General features: G+C 67.8%; 24 protein-coding genes and 1 tRNA gene. 11 read left to right on the top strand and 14 right to left on the bottom strand.

Annotated elements, in window-relative coordinates; genetic code table 11:
• Positions 1-17: 17 nt before the first annotated feature.
• From ABLE91_RS03265 to ABLE91_RS03255, 3 genes are read right to left on the bottom strand one after another with little or no spacing between them, the layout of a single operon-like run.
• Positions 18-1,484, bottom strand: a complete 1,467-nt coding sequence (locus ABLE91_RS03265; RefSeq protein WP_348928386.1) for an FAD-binding oxidoreductase — start codon at positions 1,482-1,484, stop codon at positions 18-20.
• Positions 1,481-2,254 (bottom strand): FadR/GntR family transcriptional regulator, encoded by a 774-nt coding sequence (locus ABLE91_RS03260; RefSeq protein WP_348928384.1) that lies wholly within the window; start codon positions 2,252-2,254, stop codon positions 1,481-1,483. Before ABLE91_RS03260 ends, ABLE91_RS03265 begins: the two co-directional genes overlap by 4 nt.
• Positions 2,241-3,359 (bottom strand): four-carbon acid sugar kinase family protein, encoded by a 1,119-nt coding sequence (locus ABLE91_RS03255; RefSeq protein WP_348928382.1) that lies wholly within the window; start codon positions 3,357-3,359, stop codon positions 2,241-2,243. Before ABLE91_RS03255 ends, ABLE91_RS03260 begins: the two co-directional genes overlap by 14 nt.
• A gap of 246 nt (positions 3,360-3,605) precedes the next feature.
• On the opposite strand from ABLE91_RS03255, the gene ABLE91_RS03250 reads away from it, so the two are divergent.
• From ABLE91_RS03250 to ABLE91_RS03225, 6 genes are all read left to right on the top strand, one after another.
• Positions 3,606-4,376, top strand: a complete 771-nt coding sequence (locus ABLE91_RS03250; protein ID WP_348928380.1) for an SDR family NAD(P)-dependent oxidoreductase — start codon at positions 3,606-3,608, stop codon at positions 4,374-4,376.
• Positions 4,373-5,368, top strand: a complete 996-nt coding sequence (gene pdxA, locus ABLE91_RS03245; RefSeq protein ID WP_348928378.1) for a 4-hydroxythreonine-4-phosphate dehydrogenase PdxA — start codon at positions 4,373-4,375, stop codon at positions 5,366-5,368. Before ABLE91_RS03250 ends, pdxA begins: the two co-directional genes overlap by 4 nt.
• Positions 5,369-5,389: 21 nt before the next feature.
• Positions 5,390-6,301: a dihydrodipicolinate synthase family protein gene (locus ABLE91_RS03240; RefSeq protein ID WP_348928376.1), complete on the top strand. Its 912-nt coding sequence runs from the start codon at positions 5,390-5,392 to the stop codon at positions 6,299-6,301.
• Positions 6,302-6,616: 315 nt separating this feature from the next.
• Positions 6,617-7,573, top strand: coding sequence for a Bug family tripartite tricarboxylate transporter substrate binding protein (locus tag ABLE91_RS03235; protein WP_348928374.1), 957 nt, complete (start codon positions 6,617-6,619; stop codon positions 7,571-7,573).
• A gap of 10 nt (positions 7,574-7,583) precedes the next feature.
• Positions 7,584-8,384 (top strand): N-acyl homoserine lactonase family protein, encoded by an 801-nt coding sequence (locus ABLE91_RS03230; RefSeq protein ID WP_348928373.1) that lies wholly within the window; start codon positions 7,584-7,586, stop codon positions 8,382-8,384.
• Between the two features lie 28 nt (positions 8,385-8,412).
• Entirely contained in the window at positions 8,413-9,207 is a 795-nt protein-coding gene (locus tag ABLE91_RS03225) for an SDR family NAD(P)-dependent oxidoreductase (protein ID WP_348928371.1), read from the top strand.
• 66 nt (positions 9,208-9,273) lie between these two features.
• Here ABLE91_RS03225 and ABLE91_RS03220 read toward each other — a convergent pair whose 3' ends face one another.
• The 6 genes from ABLE91_RS03220 to ABLE91_RS03195 all read right to left on the bottom strand — a co-directional run bounded on the left by ABLE91_RS03220 (position 9,274) and on the right by ABLE91_RS03195 (position 14,752).
• Positions 9,274-10,161: an NAD(P)-dependent oxidoreductase gene (locus ABLE91_RS03220; protein ID WP_348928370.1), complete on the bottom strand. Its 888-nt coding sequence runs from the start codon at positions 10,159-10,161 to the stop codon at positions 9,274-9,276.
• A 39-nt stretch (positions 10,162-10,200) separates the two neighbouring features.
• Complete coding sequence (locus ABLE91_RS03215) at positions 10,201-10,908, bottom strand: ABC transporter ATP-binding protein (protein WP_510181898.1); 708 nt, start codon at positions 10,906-10,908, stop codon at positions 10,201-10,203.
• Positions 10,901-11,662 (bottom strand): ABC transporter ATP-binding protein, encoded by a 762-nt coding sequence (locus ABLE91_RS03210; protein ID WP_348928367.1) that lies wholly within the window; start codon positions 11,660-11,662, stop codon positions 10,901-10,903. Before ABLE91_RS03210 ends, ABLE91_RS03215 begins: the two co-directional genes overlap by 8 nt.
• Positions 11,659-12,651, bottom strand: coding sequence for a branched-chain amino acid ABC transporter permease (locus ABLE91_RS03205; RefSeq protein ID WP_348928365.1), 993 nt, complete (start codon positions 12,649-12,651; stop codon positions 11,659-11,661). Before ABLE91_RS03205 ends, ABLE91_RS03210 begins: the two co-directional genes overlap by 4 nt.
• The gene (locus ABLE91_RS03200; protein ID WP_348928364.1) at positions 12,651-13,526 is read right to left on the bottom strand and encodes a branched-chain amino acid ABC transporter permease; all 876 of its coding nucleotides are present in this window, start codon (positions 13,524-13,526) and stop codon (positions 12,651-12,653) included. Before ABLE91_RS03200 ends, ABLE91_RS03205 begins: the two co-directional genes overlap by 1 nt.
• 71 nt (positions 13,527-13,597) lie before the next feature.
• Positions 13,598-14,752: an ABC transporter substrate-binding protein gene (locus ABLE91_RS03195; protein ID WP_348928362.1), complete on the bottom strand. Its 1,155-nt coding sequence runs from the start codon at positions 14,750-14,752 to the stop codon at positions 13,598-13,600.
• A 182-nt stretch (positions 14,753-14,934) separates the two neighbouring features.
• Between ABLE91_RS03195 and ABLE91_RS03190 the strand changes: the two genes are divergently transcribed.
• Positions 14,935-16,101, top strand: a complete 1,167-nt coding sequence (locus tag ABLE91_RS03190; RefSeq protein WP_348928360.1) for an ABC transporter substrate-binding protein — start codon at positions 14,935-14,937, stop codon at positions 16,099-16,101.
• Positions 16,102-16,191: 90 nt separating this feature from the next.
• Here ABLE91_RS03190 and ABLE91_RS03185 read toward each other — a convergent pair whose 3' ends face one another.
• Positions 16,192-17,091 (bottom strand): LysR substrate-binding domain-containing protein, encoded by a 900-nt coding sequence (locus tag ABLE91_RS03185; protein WP_348928359.1) that lies wholly within the window; start codon positions 17,089-17,091, stop codon positions 16,192-16,194.
• A gap of 117 nt (positions 17,092-17,208) precedes the next feature.
• Here ABLE91_RS03185 and ABLE91_RS03180 point away from each other — a divergent pair, with 117 nt between their 5' ends.
• The 3 genes from ABLE91_RS03180 to ABLE91_RS03170 all read left to right on the top strand — a co-directional run bounded on the left by ABLE91_RS03180 (position 17,209) and on the right by ABLE91_RS03170 (position 18,782).
• Complete coding sequence (locus ABLE91_RS03180; RefSeq protein WP_348928357.1) at positions 17,209-17,931, top strand: SDR family oxidoreductase; 723 nt, start codon at positions 17,209-17,211, stop codon at positions 17,929-17,931.
• A 10-nt stretch (positions 17,932-17,941) separates the two neighbouring features.
• Positions 17,942-18,418, top strand: a complete 477-nt coding sequence (locus ABLE91_RS03175) for a carboxymuconolactone decarboxylase family protein (protein ID WP_348928355.1) — start codon at positions 17,942-17,944, stop codon at positions 18,416-18,418.
• 91 nt (positions 18,419-18,509) lie between these two features.
• Positions 18,510-18,782: an Atu4866 domain-containing protein gene (locus ABLE91_RS03170; RefSeq protein ID WP_348929570.1), complete on the top strand. Its 273-nt coding sequence runs from the start codon at positions 18,510-18,512 to the stop codon at positions 18,780-18,782.
• Between the two features lie 109 nt (positions 18,783-18,891).
• On the opposite strand, the gene ABLE91_RS03165 is transcribed toward ABLE91_RS03170, so the two are convergent.
• The 3 genes from ABLE91_RS03165 to ABLE91_RS03155 all read right to left on the bottom strand — a co-directional run bounded on the left by ABLE91_RS03165 (position 18,892) and on the right by ABLE91_RS03155 (position 21,672).
• A tRNA-Ser gene (locus tag ABLE91_RS03165) sits at positions 18,892-18,981 on the bottom strand.
• 150 nt (positions 18,982-19,131) lie between these two features.
• On the bottom strand, positions 19,132-19,995 hold the full coding sequence (gene dapD, locus ABLE91_RS03160) for a 2,3,4,5-tetrahydropyridine-2,6-dicarboxylate N-succinyltransferase (protein ID WP_348928353.1): 864 nt from the start codon (positions 19,993-19,995) through the stop codon (positions 19,132-19,134).
• Between the two features lie 66 nt (positions 19,996-20,061).
• Entirely contained in the window at positions 20,062-21,672 is a 1,611-nt protein-coding gene (locus ABLE91_RS03155; protein ID WP_348928351.1) for a peptide chain release factor 3, read from the bottom strand.
• A 69-nt stretch (positions 21,673-21,741) separates the two neighbouring features.
• Here ABLE91_RS03155 and ABLE91_RS03150 point away from each other — a divergent pair, with 69 nt between their 5' ends.
• Entirely contained in the window at positions 21,742-22,143 is a 402-nt protein-coding gene (locus ABLE91_RS03150; RefSeq protein ID WP_348928350.1) for a hypothetical protein, read from the top strand.
• 708 nt (positions 22,144-22,851) lie between these two features.
• Here the strand turns inward: ABLE91_RS03150 and fdxA are convergent.
• On the bottom strand, positions 22,852-23,187 hold the full coding sequence (fdxA, locus tag ABLE91_RS03145) for a ferredoxin FdxA (protein ID WP_348928348.1): 336 nt from the start codon (positions 23,185-23,187) through the stop codon (positions 22,852-22,854).
• Between the last annotated feature and the right edge of the window lie 12 nt (positions 23,188-23,199).

The following is a 23,199-nucleotide window of genomic DNA, read 5'->3' as shown; positions in this document are numbered from 1 at the left end:
GGTCTGATGGGTCGGCCTTAGGCCGTTGAGCGAAGCGGGGCTTCTTCGGCCCGCGCGGAAGCGTCCGGCAGCACCTTGCCGGGGTTCATGAGGCCGGCGGGATCGAACAACGTCTTCACGCGCGCCATCCAGGCCAGTTCCACAGGGTCCGCCACGCGGGCGAGCCGGGCGCGGTTGGTGGCGCCGATGCCGTGCTCGGCGCTGATCGAACCCTTCAGCTCCGCGGTGACGTCGTCCACGGCGCGGTTGATGGCCTCTGCCGCGTCCTTCATCTCCGCCATGCGGTCCTGGGCAATGCCGGGGATGATGGCGAGCACGTGGAGATTGCCGTCGCCCACATGGCCGTGGATGGCGAGCCGCGCGTCGGGGCGCACCTCGGCGATGCGCGCGCTGATGCGGTTGACGAACTCGGCCTGCGCCTCCAGCGGCACCGAGCTGTCGTGGGAGACCACGTAGCCCGCCTTCTTGCTGCCTTCCGAGACGCTGTGGCGGATCTTCCAGAGCGCATCGGCCTGCGCCTCGCTGGCCGCGACGATGGCGTCGGACACGAGGTCGGCCTCGAAGGCGGCACCCAGCAGCCCTTCCATGGCCCCGTCGAGGTCCATCTCCTCCAGCGTGTCCACAAGCTCGATGAGCAGATACCAGGGGGTGTCGAGCGCGAAGGGGATCTGAACGTCCGGCAAGTTCTCGGCGATCACCTCGATCTGGCCGCGCGACATGATCTCGAAGCTGCCGATGCGCTCGCCCAGCCGGGTGCGCGCCAGGGCCAAAAGATCAAGCGCCGCCTCGATGCGCTCCAGCTTGGCGAGAGCCACCGCGCGGCGGCGGGGCTGCGGGAACAGTTTAAGCACCGCGCCGGTGATGATGCCGAGCGTGCCTTCCGCGCCGATGAAAAGCTGCTTCAGGTCATATCCCGTGCTGTCCTTGCGCAGGCTCGTCATCATGTCCATGACCTCGCCCGAGGGCAGCACCACCTCCAACCCCAGGGTCAATTCGCGCATGGTGCCGTAGCGCAGCACGGCGGTGCCGCCGGCATTGGTGGAGAGGTTGCCGCCGATCTGGCAGGAGCCTTCCGCGCCGAGGCTGAGGGGGAAGAGGCGATTCCGCTCCTCCGCAGCCGCCTGCACGTCGGCGAGGATGCAACCGGCATCCACCGCGATGGCATCGCCCAGCCGGCTCACCCAGCGCACCGTGTTCATGCGGTCGAGCCGGACGATCACCGAGGGGCGCTGCGCCAGCGGGATGGAGCCGGCGCACATGCCGGTATTGCCGCCCTGGGGCACGATGGCGATGTCGTTCCCCATGCACCAGCGCACCAGTTCGGACACTTCAGCGGTGGAGCCGGGCTTCACGACGGCCAGCGCCTCGCCGCGATAGCGGCCCCGCCAGTCCACCACGAAGGGCTCCATGTCGGCGCCCGGCCCGGTCACGTAGCGCGGGCCGACGATGGCGCCGAGCCCGGAGATCACATCCGCCGGGCTCATCGCGCCGCCCCCCGGATGGAAAGGTCCAGCAGCCGGCCTTCAAACAGGCGGTCGCGGGATGAGGTGAGGTGGGCGCGCATGGCGGCGCGGGCGGCCTCGCAGTCGCGGGCGCGGATCGCCTCGAAGATGGCGCGGTGCTCGCCCAGCACATGCTCCAGCTTCGGCCCGGCATTCATCAGCGAGAGGCCGTGCAGCTTCATGCCCACCGCGATGTGGTCCTGAAGCGCCGTGAGGGCGGTGCCGAAATAATGGTTGTTCGAGGCCCGCGCGATGGTGTGGTGGAACACGAAGTCCACATCCTCGCGGTGCTTCAGCTTGCGGGTCGCCTCTTCCAGCGCCCCGATGGCGACGGACATGGCCTCCAGTTCCTGCGGGGAGCGTCGGTCGGCGGCGAAGAAGGCCGCGTCCGGTTCGATGGTGAGGCGGAACTCGAAGCAGCGCTGGATGTCGGCAATGGTCTCGATGCGCGCGAAGCCGAGCGTCGCATGATCGATGGTGCGCGCGGCGACGAAGCTGCCGGCGCCCTGGCGGGAATAGATCAGCCCTTCCTTGCGCAGCCGCCCCAGCGCCTCGCGCACCACAGGCCGGGAGACGCCGAAGGTGCGGGCAAGGTCGTGCTCGCTCGGCAGCTTGCCATCGGCGCCGAATGCGCCGCCGGCAATCTGCGTGACGAGCTGGTGGTAGACGTTCTCCGACATCGACGCGCCGGTGGTGGCACGCACGGTTTCGATGGCGTCGAGCGATGAGGGTGCGTTTTCAGTGCCGGGCATCGGCCGCCTCCGGACGAAGGATGGACGCGAGGGCATCGGCCGCGCCGAACCCTCCCGATTTGGTCACGAGGAGCATGTCCCCGTGGCCCGGAACGGCAATGCGCGACCACGGCATGCCGGGCAACACCTCGCCGCGCGGGTGCACCACTTTCACGCCGAGCGCGCGCATGAGCCCCATGGCGGTATCTCCCCCGGTGGCGAGGACGGTGCGGGCCCCGTGCTGCGTGAGCCGGAAGGCGACGCCCGCACCGAAGCGTTCGGCGACAGCCTCTTCGCTCGCAGTCCCGGTGCCGGGCACACACTGGAAGAGAACGAGATCGCCGGTCGGCGCGGTGTCGCCCACATGGCCGTCCGGCGCCTCGATCACCTGAAGATGCGGCGTCCGGCGCCGCAGGCGCTCGACCTGCATGAGCGTGATGGGATCACGCGAGCCGACGACCACCGCGACCGGGCCCTCGCAGGCAAAGGCCATGCCCGAGGCATCGCCCATGGGATAGGCCAGCGCTGCGGCGAGGCTCCGCGCGCCCACGAGAAGCGTCTCGCGCGCCGCAGCCCGCCCCAGGCGGGCAATGGCCGCAAGCTCGCCCGCATGGGCAATGTCCGGCACCTCGACGGCGAGCCCGTCGAAGCAGGCGAGCACGGAAAGCGGCTCGGCAACGCCCGTGCCGACGACGCAGCCATTCTCCACCCGCCGCCCAAGCTCGGGAACGGCAGGCACGGCCACGGCGCGGGTGCGTCCCGTCGCAGCCATCATGGCCCGGGTCTCGGCGCCGACATTTCCCTTGAGCCGCGAATCCACCTTCTTGAACACCACCTCCGGCGCAGCCGCCTGGAGACAGCGCGCGGCGGCCGTCACGATGCCGGCGGCCTCCGGGGCGGGAAGATGACGCGAGGCGGTGTTGACCGCGACGACGGACGCGCCCGTGGCCAGCGCCTCCCCGATGTCGCCCGCCGTCACGGCGACGGCGCAGAAAAGACCCCGGCCCGCGAAGGGCGCGGTGGAATCGAGCGCGCCCGAGAGGTCATCGGCGATGATGGCCACAGCCAGCGGCTGCTGCCTCCCATTCGCCAACCGGTCCGTACCGGGCGTGATCTCCTGGCCCATTTCCCCTCACAAGTGGCGCGCACTTGGTTGAATTTATTGGGTGTGGAAATTGGATGCCGCATGACAACTTGTCAACAAGATGAGGCGTAATTCTGGATTCTCATACCCAGCATGACGCTTATATTATTGATAATAAATGATATTTTCCGAGTTAATCAGATGGCTTTCAAGCTACTCACCCCCACCGGCGTTGACAACATGTAATCCGCCATGTCCTATCCCACGCCATAAACAGGACCGAAAGGGATGCCGGTGGCGGATGCGCTGAAGGGCAAGGCAGTGGTGATCGTTGGTGCGAGCTCGGGGATCGGCGCGGCGGTGGCGCGGCGCTTCGGCGCGCGTGGCGCGCGGCTGGTGGTGCACTACAATTCCAACCCCGACGGGGCCGGGGCCGTCGCCGAAGAGGTGCGCGCCGCCGGCGGCGAAGCGCACCTCATGAAGGCCGACGTGTCCGACCGGGACGAGACCGTGCGCCTCGTGGAAGACGCCCATCGCACCCTCGGCCGCATCGATGTGCTGGTCAACAATGCCGGCACCATGTTCGGCCGCACCCTGGTCGTGGACGCCACCGACGACCAGTACGACAATGTGCTCGACCTCAATATCGGCTCGGTCTTCTTCGCCTCGCGCCTCGCCGGCCGCATCATGATGGAACAGGGCGCGGGCGCCATCATCAACACCACCTCCATCGCCGCGCGCACCGGCGGCAGCCCGGGCACGGGCCTTTACGGCTCGGCGAAGGGCTTCGTCTCCACCATCACCCGCGTGCTGGCCAAGGAGTTGGCGCCCCACGGCGTGCGCGCCAATGCGGTGGCGCCCGGCGTCATCACCACTCCGTTCCACGAGCGCTACTCAAGCGATGCCCAACTGGAAGCGGCGCGCGCCACCATACCCCTGGGGCGGCTCGGCACGGCGGAGGATTGCGTCGGGGCCTATGAATTCCTCGCGGACGACACCATGAGCGGCTACATCACCGGGCAGGTAATCGAGGTGAACGGCGGACAGGTGATGCCATGAACGATGCTCAATCCCACCTCGGCGTGACCATGGGGGATCCCGCCGGGGTCGGCCCCGAAGTCATCTGCAAGGCGCTGGCCGAGATGCCCGCGCAGGAGCGCGCAGGCGTGCTCGTCATCGGCTCCGTGCCGACGCTTGAGCGCGCGGCCCGCGTCGTGGGCGCCGACCTCGCCTTCCATGACGGCGCCGACGCGCCCCATGGTGCGGTGGCGGTGCATGAGGTGGCGGTGGAGGGCATCCCCATCCCCTTCGGCAAGCTCGACCCGCGCGGCGGCGAGGCGGCCTTCCGCTATATCGAAGCGGCGGTGAAGCTGGCGCAGGCGGGCGAGATTGCCTGCATCGTCACCGCGCCCATCAACAAGGAAGCGCTGAACGCCGCCGGCCATCATTATGACGGCCACACCGGCATGCTGGCACACCTCACCGGCTCGCGCGCCTCCTTCATGCTGCTCGCCTCCGAGCGGCTGTCCGCCATCCATGTCTCCACCCATGTGGCGCTGCGCGAGGCCATCGGCCGTGCCTCGCCCGAGCGGGTGCTGGCGACCATCCGCGCGGGGCACGCCCATTTCCGCCGCATCGGCGTCGCGGCGCCGCGCATCGCGGTGGCGGGCATCAATCCCCATTGCGGGGAGAACGGCCTGTTCGGCACGGAAGATACCGAGCAGCTCGTTCCGGCGGTGGCCGCCGCGCGGGCGGAAGGGCTGAACGTGGAAGGGCCGATCCCGGCCGACACGGTGTTCCACCGCGCCTATGCGGGCGAGTTCGACCTGGTGGTGGCGCAGTATCACGACCAGGGGCACATCCCCATGAAGCTGGTGGCCTTCGACACCACGGTGAACGTCTCCCTGGGTCTGCCCATCGACCGCGTCTCGGTGGATCACGGCACGGCCTTCGGCATCGCCGGCACGGGCAAGGCCAACCACGTCAACATGCACGCGGCCCTCGCCTATGGCGCCCGGCTCGCCAAATCCCCGCGCGCTGCCGCGGCCTGAAAAGAACCTCGAGGAAACGCCATGTCCGCCTTGCACCCCACGGGCGTATTCTGCGCCGCGCTGACCCCGTTCAACGCGGATTTCAGCGTCGACACCGCCCGCTTCGTCGCCCATTGCCACACGCTGCTGTCCGATGGCTGCGACGGCATCGCGCTTCTGGGCACCACGGGCGAGGCCAATTCCCTTTCGCTGGATGAGCGCAAGGCGCTGCTGGAGGCGACGCTGGCGGCCGGCATCGCGCCAGAGAAGCTCATGCCGGGCACCGGCGTCGCCGCGCTGCCGGAGACCGTCGCCCTCACCCGCCACGCACTGGCGAACGGCGTCACCACCGTCGTCATGCTGCCGCCCTTCTATTACAAGGGCGTCTCCTCCGAGGGGCTCGTGGCGGCCTATTCGCAGGTGGTGGAGGCGGTGGGCGATGACCGCCTGAAGGTCGTGCTCTACCACATCCCCCAAATGTCCGGCGTGCCCATCCCCCACGACGTGATCGAGCAGCTGCGGGCGCGCTATCCCTCGGTCTTCGTCGCCATCAAGGATTCCTCCGGCGACCGGGCGAACATGGAAGCCATGCTGGAGCGCTTTCCAGGCCTCTCCGTCCTCATCGGCGCCGACCCTTTGATGCTGCCGCTGTTGGCGAAAGGCGCGGCCGGCTGCATCACCGCCACCTCCAATCTCGTAGGCGGCGATCTTGCCTTCATCTTCCGCCATCACGCCGATCCCGCGCGGGCAGCAGAGGTGGCGGCAGCCCAGGAGCGCGTGGCGAAGGCGCGGAATGCCGCGTCCATCCACCCCCAGATGGCATCGCTCAAGGCAGTCCTCGCCGCCCGCCCCGCCGGCGAAGGCTGGAGCCGTCTCCGCCCGCCTCTGATGCCCCTGAGTGGTGAGGCTGAAGCAGAGGTGCGGAAAGCGTTCAGCGAAATCTCTGTGCCTTAGCTCCCGGCGATCTCGATGATGGCCGCCCGTGGACATACCGGGTGCTGATCGACACCACCCGCCTCTCCGACCTCACGCCGGACAACCTGCGCCTTGTGTGACAGGCACGGTCTGATGCGCGGTATTTGATCCACGACATCAGCAAGCGAGATAATGCGGGCACGCCTCGTCGCGCCGCACGATCTCTCGCGCCCACGACGCCAAAGCCAATCTTCAGAACACGTTCCCCCGGCGCGTGCGCTCCGCCGGCACATATGCGCTTGACGCGGAAGGGCCCATTCGTAAACTGTCGACAATAAACACTCGGAGGATCGCGTGCGCCGCCTGCTGCCCACCCTGCTTTTCGCCCTGTTCTTCTGCAGCGCCGCGTCGGCTCAGACCTATCCTTCCCGTCCCATCACCCTGATCGTGCCATTCGGCCCCGGAAGCGGCACGGATTCCGTCGCCCGGGTCGTGATGCACCGCCTCTCGGAGGTTCTGAAGACGCCCATCGTCGTGGACAACCGCGCCGGCGCGAACGGGGCCATCGGGGCCTCCTTCGCGGCCCGCGCCACGCCCGACGGCTATACGCTCATGATCGGCGGCGTCTCGACCCATGCGGCGAACCCCAGCCTGATGAAGTCGATCCAATACGATCCGAAGGCCGACTTCGTGCCGATCTCGCAGCTCGGCGTCTTCCCCTATTTCCTCATCGTCCATCCCCAGGTGCCCGCCAAGAGCGTCAAGGAGCTGATCGAGATCGCCAAGGCGACGCCCGGCTCGGTCTCCTTCGCCTATGGCAACGCCATCGGCCAGCTCGCCGGCGAGATGCTGAAGAAGCGCACCGCGACGGATCTTCTCGCCGTCCCCTACAAGAGCAGCCCCCAGGGCGTGACCGACCTCATGGCGGGCCGCATCTCCATGATGTTCGTGGACATGACCGCCGCGTTGCCGCAGGTGAAGGCCGGCCAGCTCCGCGCGCTCGCCACCACCACCAAGGACCGCAGCGCCCTGTTCCCGGACCTGCCCTCCATGAAGGAGGCGGGCATCGACCTGTTCGACCTCTCCGCCTGGACCGGCATCTTCGCGCCGAAAGGCACCGCGCCGGAGATCGTCGCCAAGCTCTCCGACGCCCTGCACCAGGTGATGGACGAGCCGGCGGTGCGCGAGAGCCTCGCCGGCATCGGCTTCGAGGCCAAATGGACTGGCCCGAAGGAGTTCGCCCAGCGGGTGTCCGACGACCTCGATTTGTGGGTCACCTTGACCCAGGAAGCCGGGATCGAGCGGCAGTAGAGGCGTCAGCATGTCCGCGTACGAAATCTACGCCGTCCATTATGCCAGCCAGGACGATCGCCGCTCGCCGGAGAACTTTCTTGGCGGCGACCTCCATGACCGTCCCATGCCCATGGACTTCTTCGTCTGGGCAATAGTCGGGCCGCAGGGCACCATCATGGTGGACACCGGCTTCGACGCGCAATCGGGCCGCGGACGCGGACGGCCGCTCACGCGGCCGGTGGCGGAGGGGCTGAAGCAGCTCGGCATCGCGCCGGAGAGCGTCAAGGACGTCATCATCACCCATCTGCACTGGGACCACGCCGGTAACCACGACCTGTTCCCGAACGCGCGCTACCACGTGCAGGAGCGCGAGATGCATTTCTGCACCGGGCGCTGCATGTGCCAGCCCACCCTGCGCAAGGCCTACAACAAGGAGGACGTCATGCACATGGTGCAGCGGACGTTCGAAGGCCGGGTGACGTTCCACGAACCGCAGTCGCAGTTCGCGGACGGCATTTCGCTGCATTGGGTGGGCGGGCATTCCAAGGGGCTCCAGGTGGTGCGCGTGCGCACCCGGCGCGGCTTCGTGGTGCTGGCCTCCGACGCCGCGCACTATTACGAGAACGCGCTTCAGCGCCGCGCCTATCCGCTCCTGGTGGACCTGGACGACATGCTGAAAGGCTTCGAGGCGCTGGACCGGCTGAGCGATGGCCCGTCCCACATCATACCGGGCCACGACCCGCAGGTGCTGGCACTGTTCCCCGCGGCGCGCGCGGGGCTCGCCGGGATCGTCCGCCTGGATGCGCACCCACTGGGCCAGCCCACCTGACCGATTGCGCGATAAAAAGGCAAACCACATGAACGATGACAAGGGGCCGGGCGTCGGCGTGGTGTTCGGCGGCGGCAACGGGATCGGTGCGGCCTGCTGCCGGCTGATGCGCGAGCGGGGCTGGCGGGTGGCCGTGGCGGATTTCGACCGTGCCGGCGCCGAGGCGGTGGCGCGCGAGGTGGACGGCCTTGCGCTTCATGTGGATGTGCGCGACGCCGACGCCGTGGCGCGTGCGGCCGACGAGGTGGAGGCGAAGATGGGGCCGCCCGCCGGGCTCGTGGTCTCCTCCGGCACCTTCCAGGACAATGTCCCCATCGACAAGACGCCGGAGGATGCGCTGGATCGCATCCTCTCCGTCAACTTCGCCGGCACGCACCACGTGAACCGGGTGTTTGGGCTGCGCATGGCCGGGCGCGGGCGCGGCAGCATCGTCAACCTCGCCTCGGTGACCGGCCAGGCCTCCACGCCGCTCAACATCTACGGCCCCACCAAGGCTGCGATCCTCAACATGACCACCTCGCTGGCGGGCGAATGGGGCCGCTCCGGCGTGCGGGTCAACAGCGTCTCGCCGGGTGTGACCCTGGTGCCCCGCGTCGTGGAGCGCCGGCGCACCGGCGCGCGCTATGCCGGCAGCCTCGACGAGCAGATGGCGCTCGGCCGCTGCGTCGAGCCGTCCGAGGTGGCGGAAGCGGTGGAGTTCCTGCTGTCGGCGCGCGCTTCGGCGATCACCGGCATCGACATGGTGGTGGATTGCGGCTGGCTGGTGGGCAGCCTCTGGAATACCTATGGCGGCGTCCGTCCCGCCGTGACATCGGAGGGGTGAGAGGCGCTGCTGGAAATAAAAAAAGCGGGCGCATGCCCTGCGCCCGCTTTCCGAAGGGGGCCGCGCCTACTTCGCCGAGCCCTCGATGATCTTGATGATCACCGGCCAGTAGTCCGCGCCGAAGCCCTTCTGCGATGCCTCCGTGAGCAGGCTCGCGCCAAGGGCGGCCTCCCGGGCCTCGATGCCTCCGTCCTTGGCCATCTCCAGGGCGTAGGACACGTCCTTCAGCATGTAGTCGGTGGAGAAGACCCGCTCGGGGAATTGCCGCGCGGCGACCGCCTTGAAGCCATGGTTGCGCAGGGCGAAGCTGTCGGCCGAGCCCTTGGAAAAGGCCTCGTACAGCGCCGCAGTCTTGATGCCGGCCGTCTCGGCGATGGCCGCCGCCTCGCACAGCGCGGTCACCGTGCCGACCATCACCATATTGTTGAGGATCTTCACCACCTGGCCCGAGCCCACGTCGCCGCAATGGGTGACCTCGGCTGCAAAGCAGCGCAGCAGCGGCTCGATGCGGGCGAACACATCTGGCGTCCCGCCCACCGTGATGGCGAGCGTGCCCGCCTCGGCGGCGGCACGGGTGCGCGCGACCGGGGAGTCGGCATAGTCCGCCCCCTTGGCGTTGAAGGCGGCGGCGAGCGCCCGGGTCAGCTTCAGGGGGCTGGTGGAGAGATCGACGATGGTCTGCCCCGGGCGGGCGTGCTCCAGGAGGCCGCCAGGACCCTCGCAAACTTTCTGGAGGTGCGCGCCGCTGGGTAGCGAGATGAAGACGATGTCCGCCTTCGCCACCTCGGCCACCGAGCCGCCGTCGCGCGCGCCCAGCGCCTCAAGGCGCGCCACCGGCTCGGCATTGATGTCGTGGATGGTGACCTGAGCTCCGCTCTTCTGCACGAGATGCCGGCACATGGGTTCCCCCATGACGCCGAGCCCGATGAAGCCCAGGGTCGTCTTCGCAGTCATGAACGCGTCTCCTGCCGTCCGGCGGATGGTGATGAAGCCTCAGATGCCGAGATAGGCGCGCCGCACATAGTCGCTGGCGAGCAGTTCCTTGCCGGGCCCGCTCAGCGCCACGGCCCCGGTCTCCAGCACGAAGGCCTCGTTGCACAGGCTCAGCGCCAGCTTGGCGTTCTGCTCCACCAGGATGATGGACATGCGGGTGTCGCGGTTGATGTCGGTGATGATGCGGGCGATCTCGTCCACGATGATGGGGGCAAGTCCCAGCGAGGGCTCGTCGAGCAGCAGCAGGCGCGGCTTCGCCATGAGCGCCCGGCCGATGGCGAGCATCTGCTGCTCGCCGCCGGAGAGGGAGCCCGCCATCTGGGCGCGCCGCTCCACGAGGCGCGGGAAATACTGGTAGATGCGCTCCAGGGTGCGCTGCATGTCCGGCTTGTCGCGGCGCAGATAGGCGCCCACCAGCAGGTTGTCGGCGACGCTCATCTGCGGGAACACGCGCCGGCCTTCCGGCGAGAGCGCGATGCCGCGGGCGACGCGCTGCGGCGCGGTCAACGCGTCCACCCGCTCGCCGTTGAAATGGATCTCACCGCGCGTGATCGTCTTGAGGCCGATCACCGCCTTCAATGTCGTGGTCTTTCCCGCGCCGTTGGAGCCGATGAGCGAGACGATGGAGCCTTCCGCGACCGTGAGGCTCACGTCGCGCAAAGCCGTGACGCCGCCATAGGTGACGTTGATGCCGCGAACTTCAAGCATGGGCCGCATCCTTGCCGAGATAGGCCTCGATCACGCGCGGATTGGATACCACCTCCGCCGGCGAGCCCTGGGCTATCAGCGTGCCGTGGTCGAGCACGACGATGCGGTTGCACAGCCCCATGACGGTCCGCATGTGATGCTCCACGAGAACCATGGTGACGCCCCGCTCCGCCTTGACCCGGCGGAGCACGCTGGCGAGCTCCGACGCCTCCTCCGGGTTGAGCCCGGCGACCGGCTCGTCGAGCATCAGGAGCTTCGGCTCGCTGGCAAGGGCGATGGCGACCCCGAGGCGCCGCTGCTCGCCATAGGCAAGCTCGCGCGCCTTGAGCCCGGCGCGGCGCGACAGGCCGAACAGGTCGAGGACATGGAGCGCTTTCTCCTCCGCCTCGGCGCGCCATTTCGCGGGAGACAGGCCGCTCCAGAGGCCGATGCGGCTGGCGCCGAAGGTGCCGCGGACGGCGTTCTCGATGACACTGGCCTCGGGGTAGAGGGTCGCCGCCTGGAAGGTGCGCGACAGGCCGCGCCGCACGATACGGTTGGCCGGCAGGCGGGAGATGTCCTGCCCGAGGAAGCGCACCGAGCCTGCCGACGGGCGCAGCACACCGGAGATCACGTTGAACAGCGTGGTCTTGCCCGCGCCGTTGGGGCCGATGAGGCCGAGAAGGTCGCCTTCGTTCACCTGGAAGGAGACGTCGCGCACCGCCACGAGGCCGCCGAACACGCGCTTCAGGCCGCTCACTTCGAGCATGGTCATGGGCGGGTCTCCACAACTTTGGCGGCCTGCGGGGCGGTGCTCTTGCGGCGCCCACGCAGCACGCGAGGCAGGCTGGACAGGCCATCGGGCACGAACAGCAGGCAGAGCACCAGCACGCCGCCATAGATGATGTGCTGGAGGCCCTGCGTCGCGCGCAGCATCTCCGGCAGCGGGGTGAGCACGAGCACGCCGATGACCGGGCCAAGCACGCCCACGCGCCCGCCCACCACCAGCATGGTGAGGTAGGAGACGGATTCCCAGAAGGTGAAGCTGTCGGGTGAGATGAACTGGAAATAATGCGCCGACAGCGCGCCGGCGACACCGGCAATGCCCGAGCCGATGGTGAAGGCGATCACCTGGGTGAGATGGGTGTCGACGCCGCTCGATTCGGTCAGGCGCTGGTTCTCGGCGGTGGCAGCCATCATGTCGCCGAAGGGCGAGCGGTAGAGTAGCCAGGTGAAGAGCAGCACCGCCAGCGTGCAGGCGAGCGCGAAGGGGTAGAAATCCGGCTTGGAGAGAAGCGCGTGGCCGAACAGGGACACAGGCGGAATGCCCACGAGCCCGTTGGCCCCGCCGGTGATGTCGCTCATGTCGAGGGCGAGCAGCACCGCGATCTGGCCGAAGGAGAAGGCGACCAGCACGAAATAGACGCCGCGCAGGCGCAAAATGACCCAGCCCAGCACCGCGGCGAGCGCCGCTGCCACGAGGCCCGCCACCACGATCCCGAGCAGCGGCGGCCAGCCGGCATTCATGGTCAGCAGCGCGGAGACGTAGCCGCCCACCAGCGCGAAGCCCGCATGGCCCATGGAAAGCTGGCCGGCCCGCGCGATCACCGCAAGGCCGAGGACCAGCATGAGGTTGAGGCAGGCGACGGTGCCGAGATGGATGTAGAACTGGTTCGGTGCGAACCAGGGCAGCAGCACGGCGAGCGCGATGCAGAGGACGACCGCCCCCGCGCGCACCGGGTTCAAGGATGTTCCCGCGGACATCACGCTTCCCGCTCCTTCCGGCCCAGCAGGCCCTGCGGCCGCAACAGAACTACGGCAATCACCACCAGGAACTGGAGGATTTCGGCGAGCGCCGCGCTCACGAACGTGCCGCCGAAGCTTTCGATGAGGCCGATCAGGAGGCCACCCGCCACCGCCCCCGGCACGCTGCCCAGCCCGCCGATGACGACGATGATGAAGGCCTTGAGCGTCGGGGCGAGACCAACGAAGGGCGACACGGAGAGGACGGGCGCCATGAGCGCGCCGGCCAGCGCGGCGAGGCTCACGCCGAGCACGAAGGCAACGGGGAAGATCACCTCCACGCGGATGCCCTGGACCAGGGCGATCTCAGAATCCTGCGCCACCGCCCGCATGGCGCGGCCGATCTGCGTATGGGCGATGAGGATGTAGAGGAGGCCGACCGCGATCACCGCGCCGATGATCACCACCAGCCGCGACCACGGGAACACGACGCCGGCCATCGAGACTACGCCGGACACCACGGCCGGGACGGAACGCGGCGAAGGCCCCCAGATGAGCAGCGCACCATTCTGCATGATGAGCGCGATGCCGAGGGAAGCGATCATGCCGTTGACCTCGCTGCCCCTGAAGCGGCTGAAGACCAGGCGCTCCAGGACGAGGCCGAGGAAGCCGGTCGCCGCCACGGCAAGGACGAGGCTGGGCGCGAACGGCACGCCGTTGGTGCCGTACAGGATGGCGAACAGGAATGCGCCGACCATGTAGAACTCGCCATGGGCGAAGTTCACGATGCGCATGATGCCGAAGACCATGGTGAAGCCGATGGCCATCAGCATGTAGATCATGCCCACCATCAGGCCGTTGACGACCGTCTGGGCCAGAATGGTTTCTATGCTCATGGATGGGGAACTCCGGTTCGGATCGGCGGGCGGGACGCTGCACCGTCCCGCCCTTCAGGGCCGCCGCTGGTTCAGCGGCAGGCCTCCACGTCGCACGTCGCCACCTTGGTGGCGGCGCCATCCTTGATCTGGCCCACATAGAAGGGCAGATCGATCTGATGATTGGTGCCGTAGAGCTTCTGGCCGGTCCAGCCGGCGGATCCGAGCACTGTCGGGAAGTGGGAGAGGCCCTCCAGCTCCTTCGCGACCTTGGTGGTGTCGTCTACGGTTCCCGCCTTCTGCATGGCCGCGAATAGCATCTGCAGGCCGGAATACATGAACAGGTTGTGGCCGTTTGCGGGTTGCTTGAACTTCTCCTCGAACGCCTTGATGTAGGCCGCTGTCTCGGGCCGTGAGGTGTCGATGGGCAGGTGGACGTAGACCCCCTCCGCGGCCTGCTTTCCGGCCACCTTGACAAGCTCGGCAGTGACGTCGCCGCCGGTGACGAAGATCGGCCCCGTATAGCCGAGCTCACGCGCCTGCTTCACCAGCAGGCCGGCGGTGGTGGGCGAGTTTCCGCCGATCTCCAGCGCGTCGGTCTGCATCAGCGCGCGGGTGAGGACCGGCACGAAGTCCACGCGCTCGCGCTCGAAGAAGTCCACCTGGAGATCGACGCCGATGGCCTTGTAGGCCTCCTTCTGGGAGGCGGCGACCGACTGGCCGGTCTCGTCGTTCGGCTCCAGCGCGCGCACCCGCTTGAGGGACAGCTTCTTGCCCAGCCAGGCCAGCTGCGGACCTGTGAATTCGGCGGTGGTGATGGCCGGGCGGAAGGAATACGGAAGCTGCGGGGAGAGCGCCTTCGGCGAGAAGGCCATGGTGAGGGTGATCACCTTCTCCGCATTGGTCCGCGCCTGCGTGGCGAGGGTGGAGGCCGAGCCCATGGGGCCGACCACGTACTTCACCTTGTCCTCGAGGATCAGCCGCTCCATGGCGGTGACGGCGTCCTGGGCGCGGTAGCGGTCGTCGTATTTCTTCAGCTCGATCGTATAGGTCTTGTCGCCGACCTTCAGGCCGCCGCTGGCGTTGATCTGGTCCGCCATGTTGGTGGCCGCGAACGCCATGCCCTCGCCGAAGACCGCGCCCGCGCCGGAGAGGGTCGCGTTGACGCCGAGGGTGAGGGTTTCGGCCGAGGCCGCGCCGGCGAGCAGCGTCGCCGCGAGCGCGGCCAGAACCTTGAAACGGAGCATGAGCGTGTCCTCGTTGCGACGGCGGGGCGCCGGTGTTTTTTTCCCTTTTCCGCAGTTCTGTGGCTGCGCGGGCGCAGATTGAACAGGGGACATGTCTAATGTCAACATTTTGTCGTTTACGCGATGGAATTTCTATTGAATGTTGACCCCTGCCGGGCATGCGACCCGGAGGGAGGATTGAAATGAAACGATCGAGCATGGCGCTCGCCCTGGCTGCGGCGGCGGCGCTGGCCGCTCCGGCCGTCGCGCGCGCGCAGGACAGCTTCACCATCGGCGTGCACGCCAGCTTCTCGGGCGCCGCCGCCGCCTTCGCGGAAGGCATGCTGGCCGCGACCGAATTCGCGGCCGACGATGTGAACAAGGATGGCGGGCTCGAGGTTGCGGGACGCCGCTACAAGGTCCTCATCAAGCAGTATGACGACCGCTACAAGGCGCAGGATGCGGTCACCGCCATGGACCGCCTGATGATCCAGGACGGCATCCGCTTCGTGGTGGGCCCGCTCGGCTCTGCCGCCGCAGTGGCGACCAAGGCGCAGACCACCGGCGGCAAGGTCATCACCATGACGCTGGGCTTCACCCCGCGCGCGCTGGGACCGGACGCGCCCTACGCCTTCCGGACCGTGATCACCACGGGCGAATTCTCCGAGCCGCAGGTGGCCTGGCTTCTGAAGAACACGCCGGCCAAGCGCGTGGTGTCACTGCTGCCGAACGACGAGACCGGCCAGCAGATGGGCGCCGGAAATACGGCGGCCTACGCCAAGGCGGGCTCGAAGCTGCAGGTGGACTATTTCGAGCGCGAGCGCGTGGACTTCGTCCCCATCCTGACGCGCATCCTCGCCAGCGCCGACGCGCTGGAGATTGGCGGGGCGGCGCCGACCACGGCCGGACTCATCCTGAAACAGGCCCGCGAGCTGGGCTATAAGGGCCCGGTCTTCGTCACGGGCGGCGACGTCACCGCGGAGCTGGTGAAGGTGGCTGGCAAGGAAGCGGCGGAGGGGGCTTATGTCCACCTGCCCATCGACACCTCCCTGCCGGCGACGGCCGCCTATATCGCCCGCTACAAGGCAAAATACGGCCCCAACATGAACGGCTTCAGCCCGTTCTTCTATTCCGGCCTGCAGATGCTGTTCGCCGCCATGCAGAAGGCCGGCACGGTCGAGGACACGACCAAGATCGCCGACGCCCTCGGCGCCCTGAAGGACTTTCCCACCGCCCTCGGTCCGGCAAGCTGGACCGGCAAGGTGCGCTACGGCATCGACCACCAGATCGACCTGCCCTTCTATATCGGCCAGATCCGCGACGGGGTCGCCGTGAAGGTCGCGACCTGCGATGTGAACAGCTGCCGGTAAGTCCGCGTCACGCCGCCTCTTCGCCCGGAGCCATTTATCGTCGGTCTCCGGGCGCCCCCTCCCCCGCACGCGCTGGCTGCGCGAACACCGCTAAGACCATGTGGAGCGCCGCTGCAGATGGTCGATGAGCGCGCGCAGCTTGGGCGCCATGTTGCGGCGGTTCGGATAATAGAGATAGAAGCCCGCGAAGGGTGGGCAGAAGGCCTCCAGCACCGGCACCAGCTGGCCGCGGTCCAGGAAGGGGCGGAAGCTCTCCTCCAGTCCGCACGTGATGCCGGAGCCGGCAAGCGCGAGCTTGATCATCAGTGCCATGTCGTTGGTGGTGATCTCCGGCGCGACAGCGACGCTGAACTCCTTGCCGTCCGCCGCGAACTCCCAGGAATAAGGCGCCAACCGCGGCGCGGGACGCCAGCCGATGCAGCGATGCGCGGTAAGCTCGCGCGGATGCGCCGGTGCCGGATGCCGGTCGAGATAGGCCGGCGAACAGACGGCGAGCTGGCGCTGGTCGCCGGACACCGGGATCGCGATCATGTCCTCTTCGATCACCTCGCCGAGCCGCACGCCGGCATCATAGCCTTCGGCGACGATGTCGAACTCCTCGTCCGTCACCATGATGTCGAGCTGGACGTTCGGATGAGCCGCAGCAAAGGCCGCGAGCAGCGGACCGGACAGGAAGCTCTCGGCGATGGAGGAGACGGCGAGCCGCAATTGGCCCCGCGGTGAGCCGCGAAGGTCCCGGGTCGCCTCCAGGGCCGCCCGCATCTCCGCCAAAGCCGGTGCCGCCTCGTCATAGAGCCGCGCACCCGCCTCGGTGAGGCTGACACTGCGCGTGGTGCGCTGGACCAGCGCGATGCCGAGCCGCTCCTCCAGCCGACGGATGGTCTGGCTCACCGCCGAACGGGTGACGCCGAGCCGGTCCGCCGCGGCGCGGAAGCTCTGCTCCTCGGCCACAAGGGCGAACACTGCAATGGCATCGAACTCCATCTCCATTGGTTAGATTCTCTTCCCAGTGTGCGAAGTGATCATGCGCTTATCGCGACAATGCCCGGTCCCTATCTTCCCGGCAACCGCAGCGTCGCGGTGCGACAGGGATGGAAGGAAACCGGCATGTCCCGGGACAAGGTCGTTCTCATCACAGGCGCCTCCAGCGGCATCGGCGCCGGCATTGCGCGCGAACTCGGCGGCGCCAGGGCGAGGCTGGTGCTGGGCGCGCGCCGCACCGAGCGGCTGGAACAGCTGGCACAGGACATAAGGGCGCACGGCGGCGAGGTGCTCACCCGGCGCCTCGACGTGACCGATCGCGCCGATGTCGCGACCTTTGCGGAAGCTGGACGGCAGGCCTTCGGCCCCATCGACGTGATCGTCAACAATGCCGGCGTCATGCCGCTCTCCCTCATGGCCTCGCTGAAGGTCGAGGAGTGGGACCGGATGATCGATGTCAACATCAAGGGTGTGCTTTACGGCATCGCCGCGGTGCTGCCGGAAATGACCGCGCGCCGCTCCGGCGACATCATCAACATCGCCTCCATCGGCGCGCTGTCCGTCTCGCCGACAGCCGCCGTCTATTGCGCGACCAAGTTCGCGGTGCGCGCGATCTCCGACGGGCTGCGGCAGGAGAACCGGGACATTCGCGTCACCTGCATCCACCCCGGCGTGGTGGAGAGCGAACTGGCCGACAGCATCACCGACCCGTCCGCGGCCGAGCTGATGAAGACCTACCGCGCCATCGCCCTGAAACCCGACGCCATCGGCCGCGCGGTGCGCTTCGCGATCGAACAACCAGACGATGTCGACATCAACGAGATCGTCATCCGGCCCACCGCCGCCTGAGGAGACCCCCATGAGCTTTCATGTCCACGGCCTTTCCGCCGCCCTCGGCGCGGCACTGGTGCTCGGCACCACCCCCGGGGCCGCCATCGCCGAGACGACGCAGGAGCGCCTGAAGCGCGGTGAGGCCGTCATCCGCAGCCTCAACAACGGGGCGCCGCAGCCCAATCTGGAGCGCATGAGGCAGGAATTCCCCTTCCTCGCCGAGGCGACCGAGGGCTACGCGCTCGGCGATGTCTGGTCCCGGCCGGGCCTCGACACCCGGACGCGCCAGCTGGCGGCCGTCGCGGTGCTCGCCGCTCTCGGCGAGACGACCGTCATGAAGGTCCATGCCGGCTATGCGCTCAATATCGGCGTGCCCGAGGAGGAGCTGAAGGAAGTCATCTACACGGTGACGGTGCTGGCCGGCTTCCCCCGGGCCATCGCCGCCTCCGCGGCGCTCTCGGAACTCCTCGCCGCGCGCCGCGCTGCTGTGCCCAGACAGCCATGAGGTGCGCGCCATGCCCCCATTGCCCACCACTGCCGCCGCATTCCTGCTCGTCGGAGCGGTTGTCATGCCCATCCCGAAAGGCCACGCCGAGATGAACACCGATCCGCAAGCCACGAGCATGTCGCCGACCCGCCATCCCTATGTGGGCCTGTGGGTGACGGCCGATCGGCAGATCCGCCACCGGCTGCTGCCGAATGGACGATATGACGAAGCCCGCGGCACCCGCGAAAGCGCCTATCGGGGGCGCTACGAGGTGCGTGGGACCGAGATCCTCTATTGGGACGACACCGGCTTCACCGCCGACGGCGTGTTCATCGACGGCATCCTTCACCACGGGGGCATGGTGCTGTACCGGGAAGAGTGATGCGTTAATAGGATCGGTGCGAGATCTGCTTCACGCGCGAGAAAGCAGATGCGGGAACGCCCGGATCGCACCGGGAATTACAAAGAAAATCAAAATCCTATCAAGAGACTGGCGGAGAGAGAGGGATTCGAACCCTCGATACGGTTTCCCGTATACACGCGTTCCAGGCGTGCGCCTTCAACCACTCGGCCACCTCTCCGCGACGCGCACGCATGGCACACGCGGACCCCGGATTTTCCAAAGAGAAAGGGCGGCGCCGGTTGGTGCGTCGCCTCGGGGCAAGGCGGCGGAATATAACGGTTCGCCGGGCGGTGGCAAGCCCGCCCGGACACCATTTCCCGCCAAAACTTCAGTCGCGCAGAAGGTCGTTGATGGAGGTCTTGGCGCGGGTCTGCTCGTCCACCCGCTTCACGATCACCGCGCAAGAGAGCGAGGGGCCGGGGCTGCCGTCCTTCAGGGGCTTGCCGGGGAGCGCGCCGGGCACCACCACGGAATAAGGCGGCACCTCGCCGATGAAGATCTCGCCAGTCTCGCGGTCCACGATCTTCGTCGAAGCCGAAATGAAGACGCCCATGGAGAGCACCGATCCCCGGCGCACCACGACGCCTTCCACCACTTCCGAGCGGGCGCCGATGAAGCACTCGTCCTCGATGACCACGGGGCCTGCCTGCAGCGGCTCCAGCACGCCGCCGATGCCGACGCCGCCGGAGAGATGCACGTGCTTGCCGATCTGTGCGCAGGACCCCACCGTGGCCCAGGTGTCGACCATGGTCCCCTCGCCCACATGGGCGCCGAGATTCACGAAGGAGGGCATCAGCACCACGTTCGGCGCGATATAGGCGGAATGGCGCACGATGGCGCCGGGCACGGCCCGGAAGCCGGCCTTGCGGAAATCCGCGCTGTTCCACTTCTCGAACTTGGACGGCACCTTGTCCCACCAGGCCGCGCCACCGGGGCCGCCGGTGATGACGTTCATGTCGTTGAGGCGGAAGGAGAGGAGGACCGCCTTCTTGAGCCACTGGTTGACGGTCCAGCTGCCATCCTCCGCGGGCTCGGCCACGCGCGCCTTGCCGGCGTCCAGCAGCTTCAGGGCCTCTTCCACGGCCTCGCGCACCTTGCCGCGGGTGGAAGCGTCGATCTCGGCGCGCTTCTCGAAGGCGGCGTCGATGATCTCCGCGAGGTCGGTATCGTTCAGGCGGTCACGCTTGGACATGGGGCTTCCTCGATTTGCGCGGCCAATAAGGTAGCCCGCGCCGGCATTGTCAATGAAAGCGGGGGGTCAGCCCCGCTCCTTCACCGCCACGAATTTCAGCTTGGGCCACTCCTCGATGGCGCGGTCCAGCACCCATTGGCTGCGGGCGAGGAAGACCGGCGCCTCGTCGCGGTCGCGCGCGATGGAGGAGCGGGTGGTGTCGATGAAACGGTCGATCTCGGTGCGCTCGCCGAGGATCCAGCGGGCGGTCACGAAGGACACCGCCTCGTAGCGGATGGGAACGCCATATTCCTTCTCCAGCCGCGAGGAGAGCACGTCGAGCTGCAGCGTGCCCACCACGCCGACGATGGGCGCGGGGTCGGCAACCGGGCGCAGCACCTGCACCACCCCCTCCTCCGCCATGTCCTGGAGCGCCTTGGAGAGCTGCTTCGCCTTCATGGGGTCGGCGAGGAGCACGCGGCGCAGGATTTCCGGGGCGAAGTCCGGGATGCCCTCGAAGCGGATGACCTCGCCTTCCGAGAGCGTGTCGCCCACCCGCAGCATGCCGTGGTTGGGGATGCCGATGATGTCGCCGGCCACCGCCTCGTCCACGGTCTCGCGCTCCTGGGCGAAGAAGAAGATGGGGTTGGCGATGGCCATGTGGCGCTTCTCGCGGGCATTGTAGAGCTTCATGCCGCGCTTGAAGGTGCCGGAGCACAGGCGCACGAAGGCGACGCGGTCGCGGTGGTTCGGGTCCATATTGGCCTGGACCTTGAACACGAAGCCCGAGACATTGTCCTCGGAGGGCTCCACCCGGCGGCCGTTGGCGGTGCGCGGCAGCGGGCTCGGACCGAACGCGCCGAGGCCGGCCAGAAGCTCGGAGACGCCCGCCTCCTTGATGGCGCTGCCGAAGAAGACCGGCGAGAGATGACCCTCCCGGAAGCTCTCCAGATCGAAGGGCGGCAGGATGCCCAGCGCCAGCGTCAGGCCCTCGACGCTCTCCAGGACGATGCGCTCTTCCACCCCATCGATGCCCAGCAGGTCTTCCGGCGTCTCGAACGGCACGATGCGGGTGAGCGGCCCGCCGCGTTCCTCGGCCAGCAGAGCGCGCTTGTTGCGCACGTCGATGAGGCCGCGGAAGTCCGTGCCCATGCCGATGGGCCATGTGAAGGGCGTGAGGTCGAGGGCGAGGGTGGCGGAGATGTCGTCCATCAGGCCGATAGGGTCGAGGCCTTCCCGGTCCACCTTGTTGATGAAGGTGAAGAACGGGATGTCGCGCATGCGGCAGACTTCGAACAGCTTTCGGGTCTGGCTCTCGATGCCCTTGGCGGCGTCGATCACCATCACCGCCGCGTCCACCGCCGAGAGGGTGCGGTAGGTGTCCTCGGAGAAGTCCGAATGGCCCGGCGTGTCGAGGAGGTTGTAGACGATGCCGTCGCGCTCGAACGTCATCACGGAGGAAGTGACGGAGATGCCGCGCTGCTGCTCGATTTCCATCCAGTCGGAGCGGGTGCGGCGGCGCTCGCCGCGCGCCTTCACCTGCCCCGCCTGCCGGATGGCGCCGGAGGCGAGCAGAAGCTTCTCCGTCAGCGTGGTCTTGCCCGCGTCGGGATGGGAGATGATGGCGAAGGTCCGGCGGCGCGCGAAATCGGGATCGGCGACGGAGGACGCCGCGGACATGGCGGTCTGGTCAAGCATGGCGGCTATATAATGCGAAATGCCGCTGCGAGAAACGCCGAAGGCGAGAAACGATCAGAGGATGGTGTGATGGCGAGGATGGCTCTTCTGGGTGCGGCGCTCGTGGCGGCCCTGCTGCCGGGGGGCGCGGCGCTGGCGCTGCTGGCACCGCAATATTACGAGCAGGCGCGGCGCGAGGCGCAGAATGTGGTCGTCATCGCGGTCAAGGCGGTGACGCCGCCTTCGGGAGATTACGGCGACTGCGCGGTAGCGGGAGACGTGCGGCGGGTGGAGCGGGGGGCGGCCTACAAGCAGGGGCAGAGCGTGACCGTTGCCGTGCCGTGCAGCAAGCCCGGCACCCGGCCGCCCATCGGCGGCACCATCTACCGGGCGCCGGAGGCACTGAGGAAAGCACCGTTCGGGCGGGCTTATCTGGACGGGGCAGGCGCGCTCATGCTCTCGCAATATGAGCCCTTGGCAGCGCTGCCCTAGATCCAGCGTGGATTTAAGCTTTGAGACCGCTCCAGCGCCCCTATCCCCGCCGTTTCCGGCGGGGTGGAGGGATGCGGGAGCGGCCGGCACGCCGGCAGGCATGCCTTGGGAGTACAGGTGACGTCGGAGCCGGTGCTCCGTCCGCTCCCGCGCGGGGATTTATGGCGTGTCGGCTGCGCCGCGTGGGTGATCAGTCCTCCCCATCACCACCGGCCGGACCAGCGCCGGATCGGTGCGCAGACCCCTTCGGCCTCCTTTCTCGCCCGGCGGAGTGCGTTACTCCCCACCGGGTCGGACACCCGCTGCCCTGCACCACCCGTCAGGCCGCTCCGGACGCGCCCCTCCTTGGTGCAAGGTAAGGGGACCATAGCAGGGGTTCACGCAGAAAGGAATATAGTCCCTAGGATTATTTTCTTGAAACCTTTCCTCCCGATGACCCCGTCATGCCCGGGCTTGTCCCGGGCATCCACGTCTCTCCCTTAAGAGCCCGCCCGGCGGAGCCGCGTGGATGGCCGGGACAAGCCCGGGCATGACGGTGGTGCCGGGGGAGAGGTGGCGCGCAAGACAACCCCCTAGGACAAGCCGAGCCATGACGGCGGCGTTCGCGAAGGGGACACGAAAAAAGATCCCCGGATCGGATCCGGGGATGGCGGCGGGTCTTGGAAGAAGCGCGGCTCTCGTGCCACGCGGCTGCCGTGCGGCGCCGGATTAGTCGCCCGTGCCGGGCTCCGCCGAGAACAGGCCTTCCTTGTCGGGCTTGCCGTCCCACTCCTTGGCGTCGGGCGGGGCATCGCGCTTGATGGTGATGTTGGGCCACACCTTGGCGTACTCGGCGTTCAACCCGAGCCACTTCTCAAGGCCGCCCTCGGTATCGGGCTTGATGGCCTCGGCAGGGCACTCCGGTTCGCAGACGCCGCAATCGATGCACTCATCCGGGTGGATGACGAGCATGTTCTCGCCTTCGTAGAAGCAGTCCACCGGGCACACAGAGACGCAATCCATATACTTGCAGCGGATGCAGTTCTCGGTGACGACATAGGTCATGACACGTTCCTC

Source organism: Aquabacter albus, assembly GCF_040049275.1.
In the GTDB taxonomy this organism is placed as follows: Bacteria; Pseudomonadota; Alphaproteobacteria; order Rhizobiales; family Xanthobacteraceae; genus Aquabacter.
This window is presented reverse-complemented; position numbering and strand designations above follow the sequence as displayed.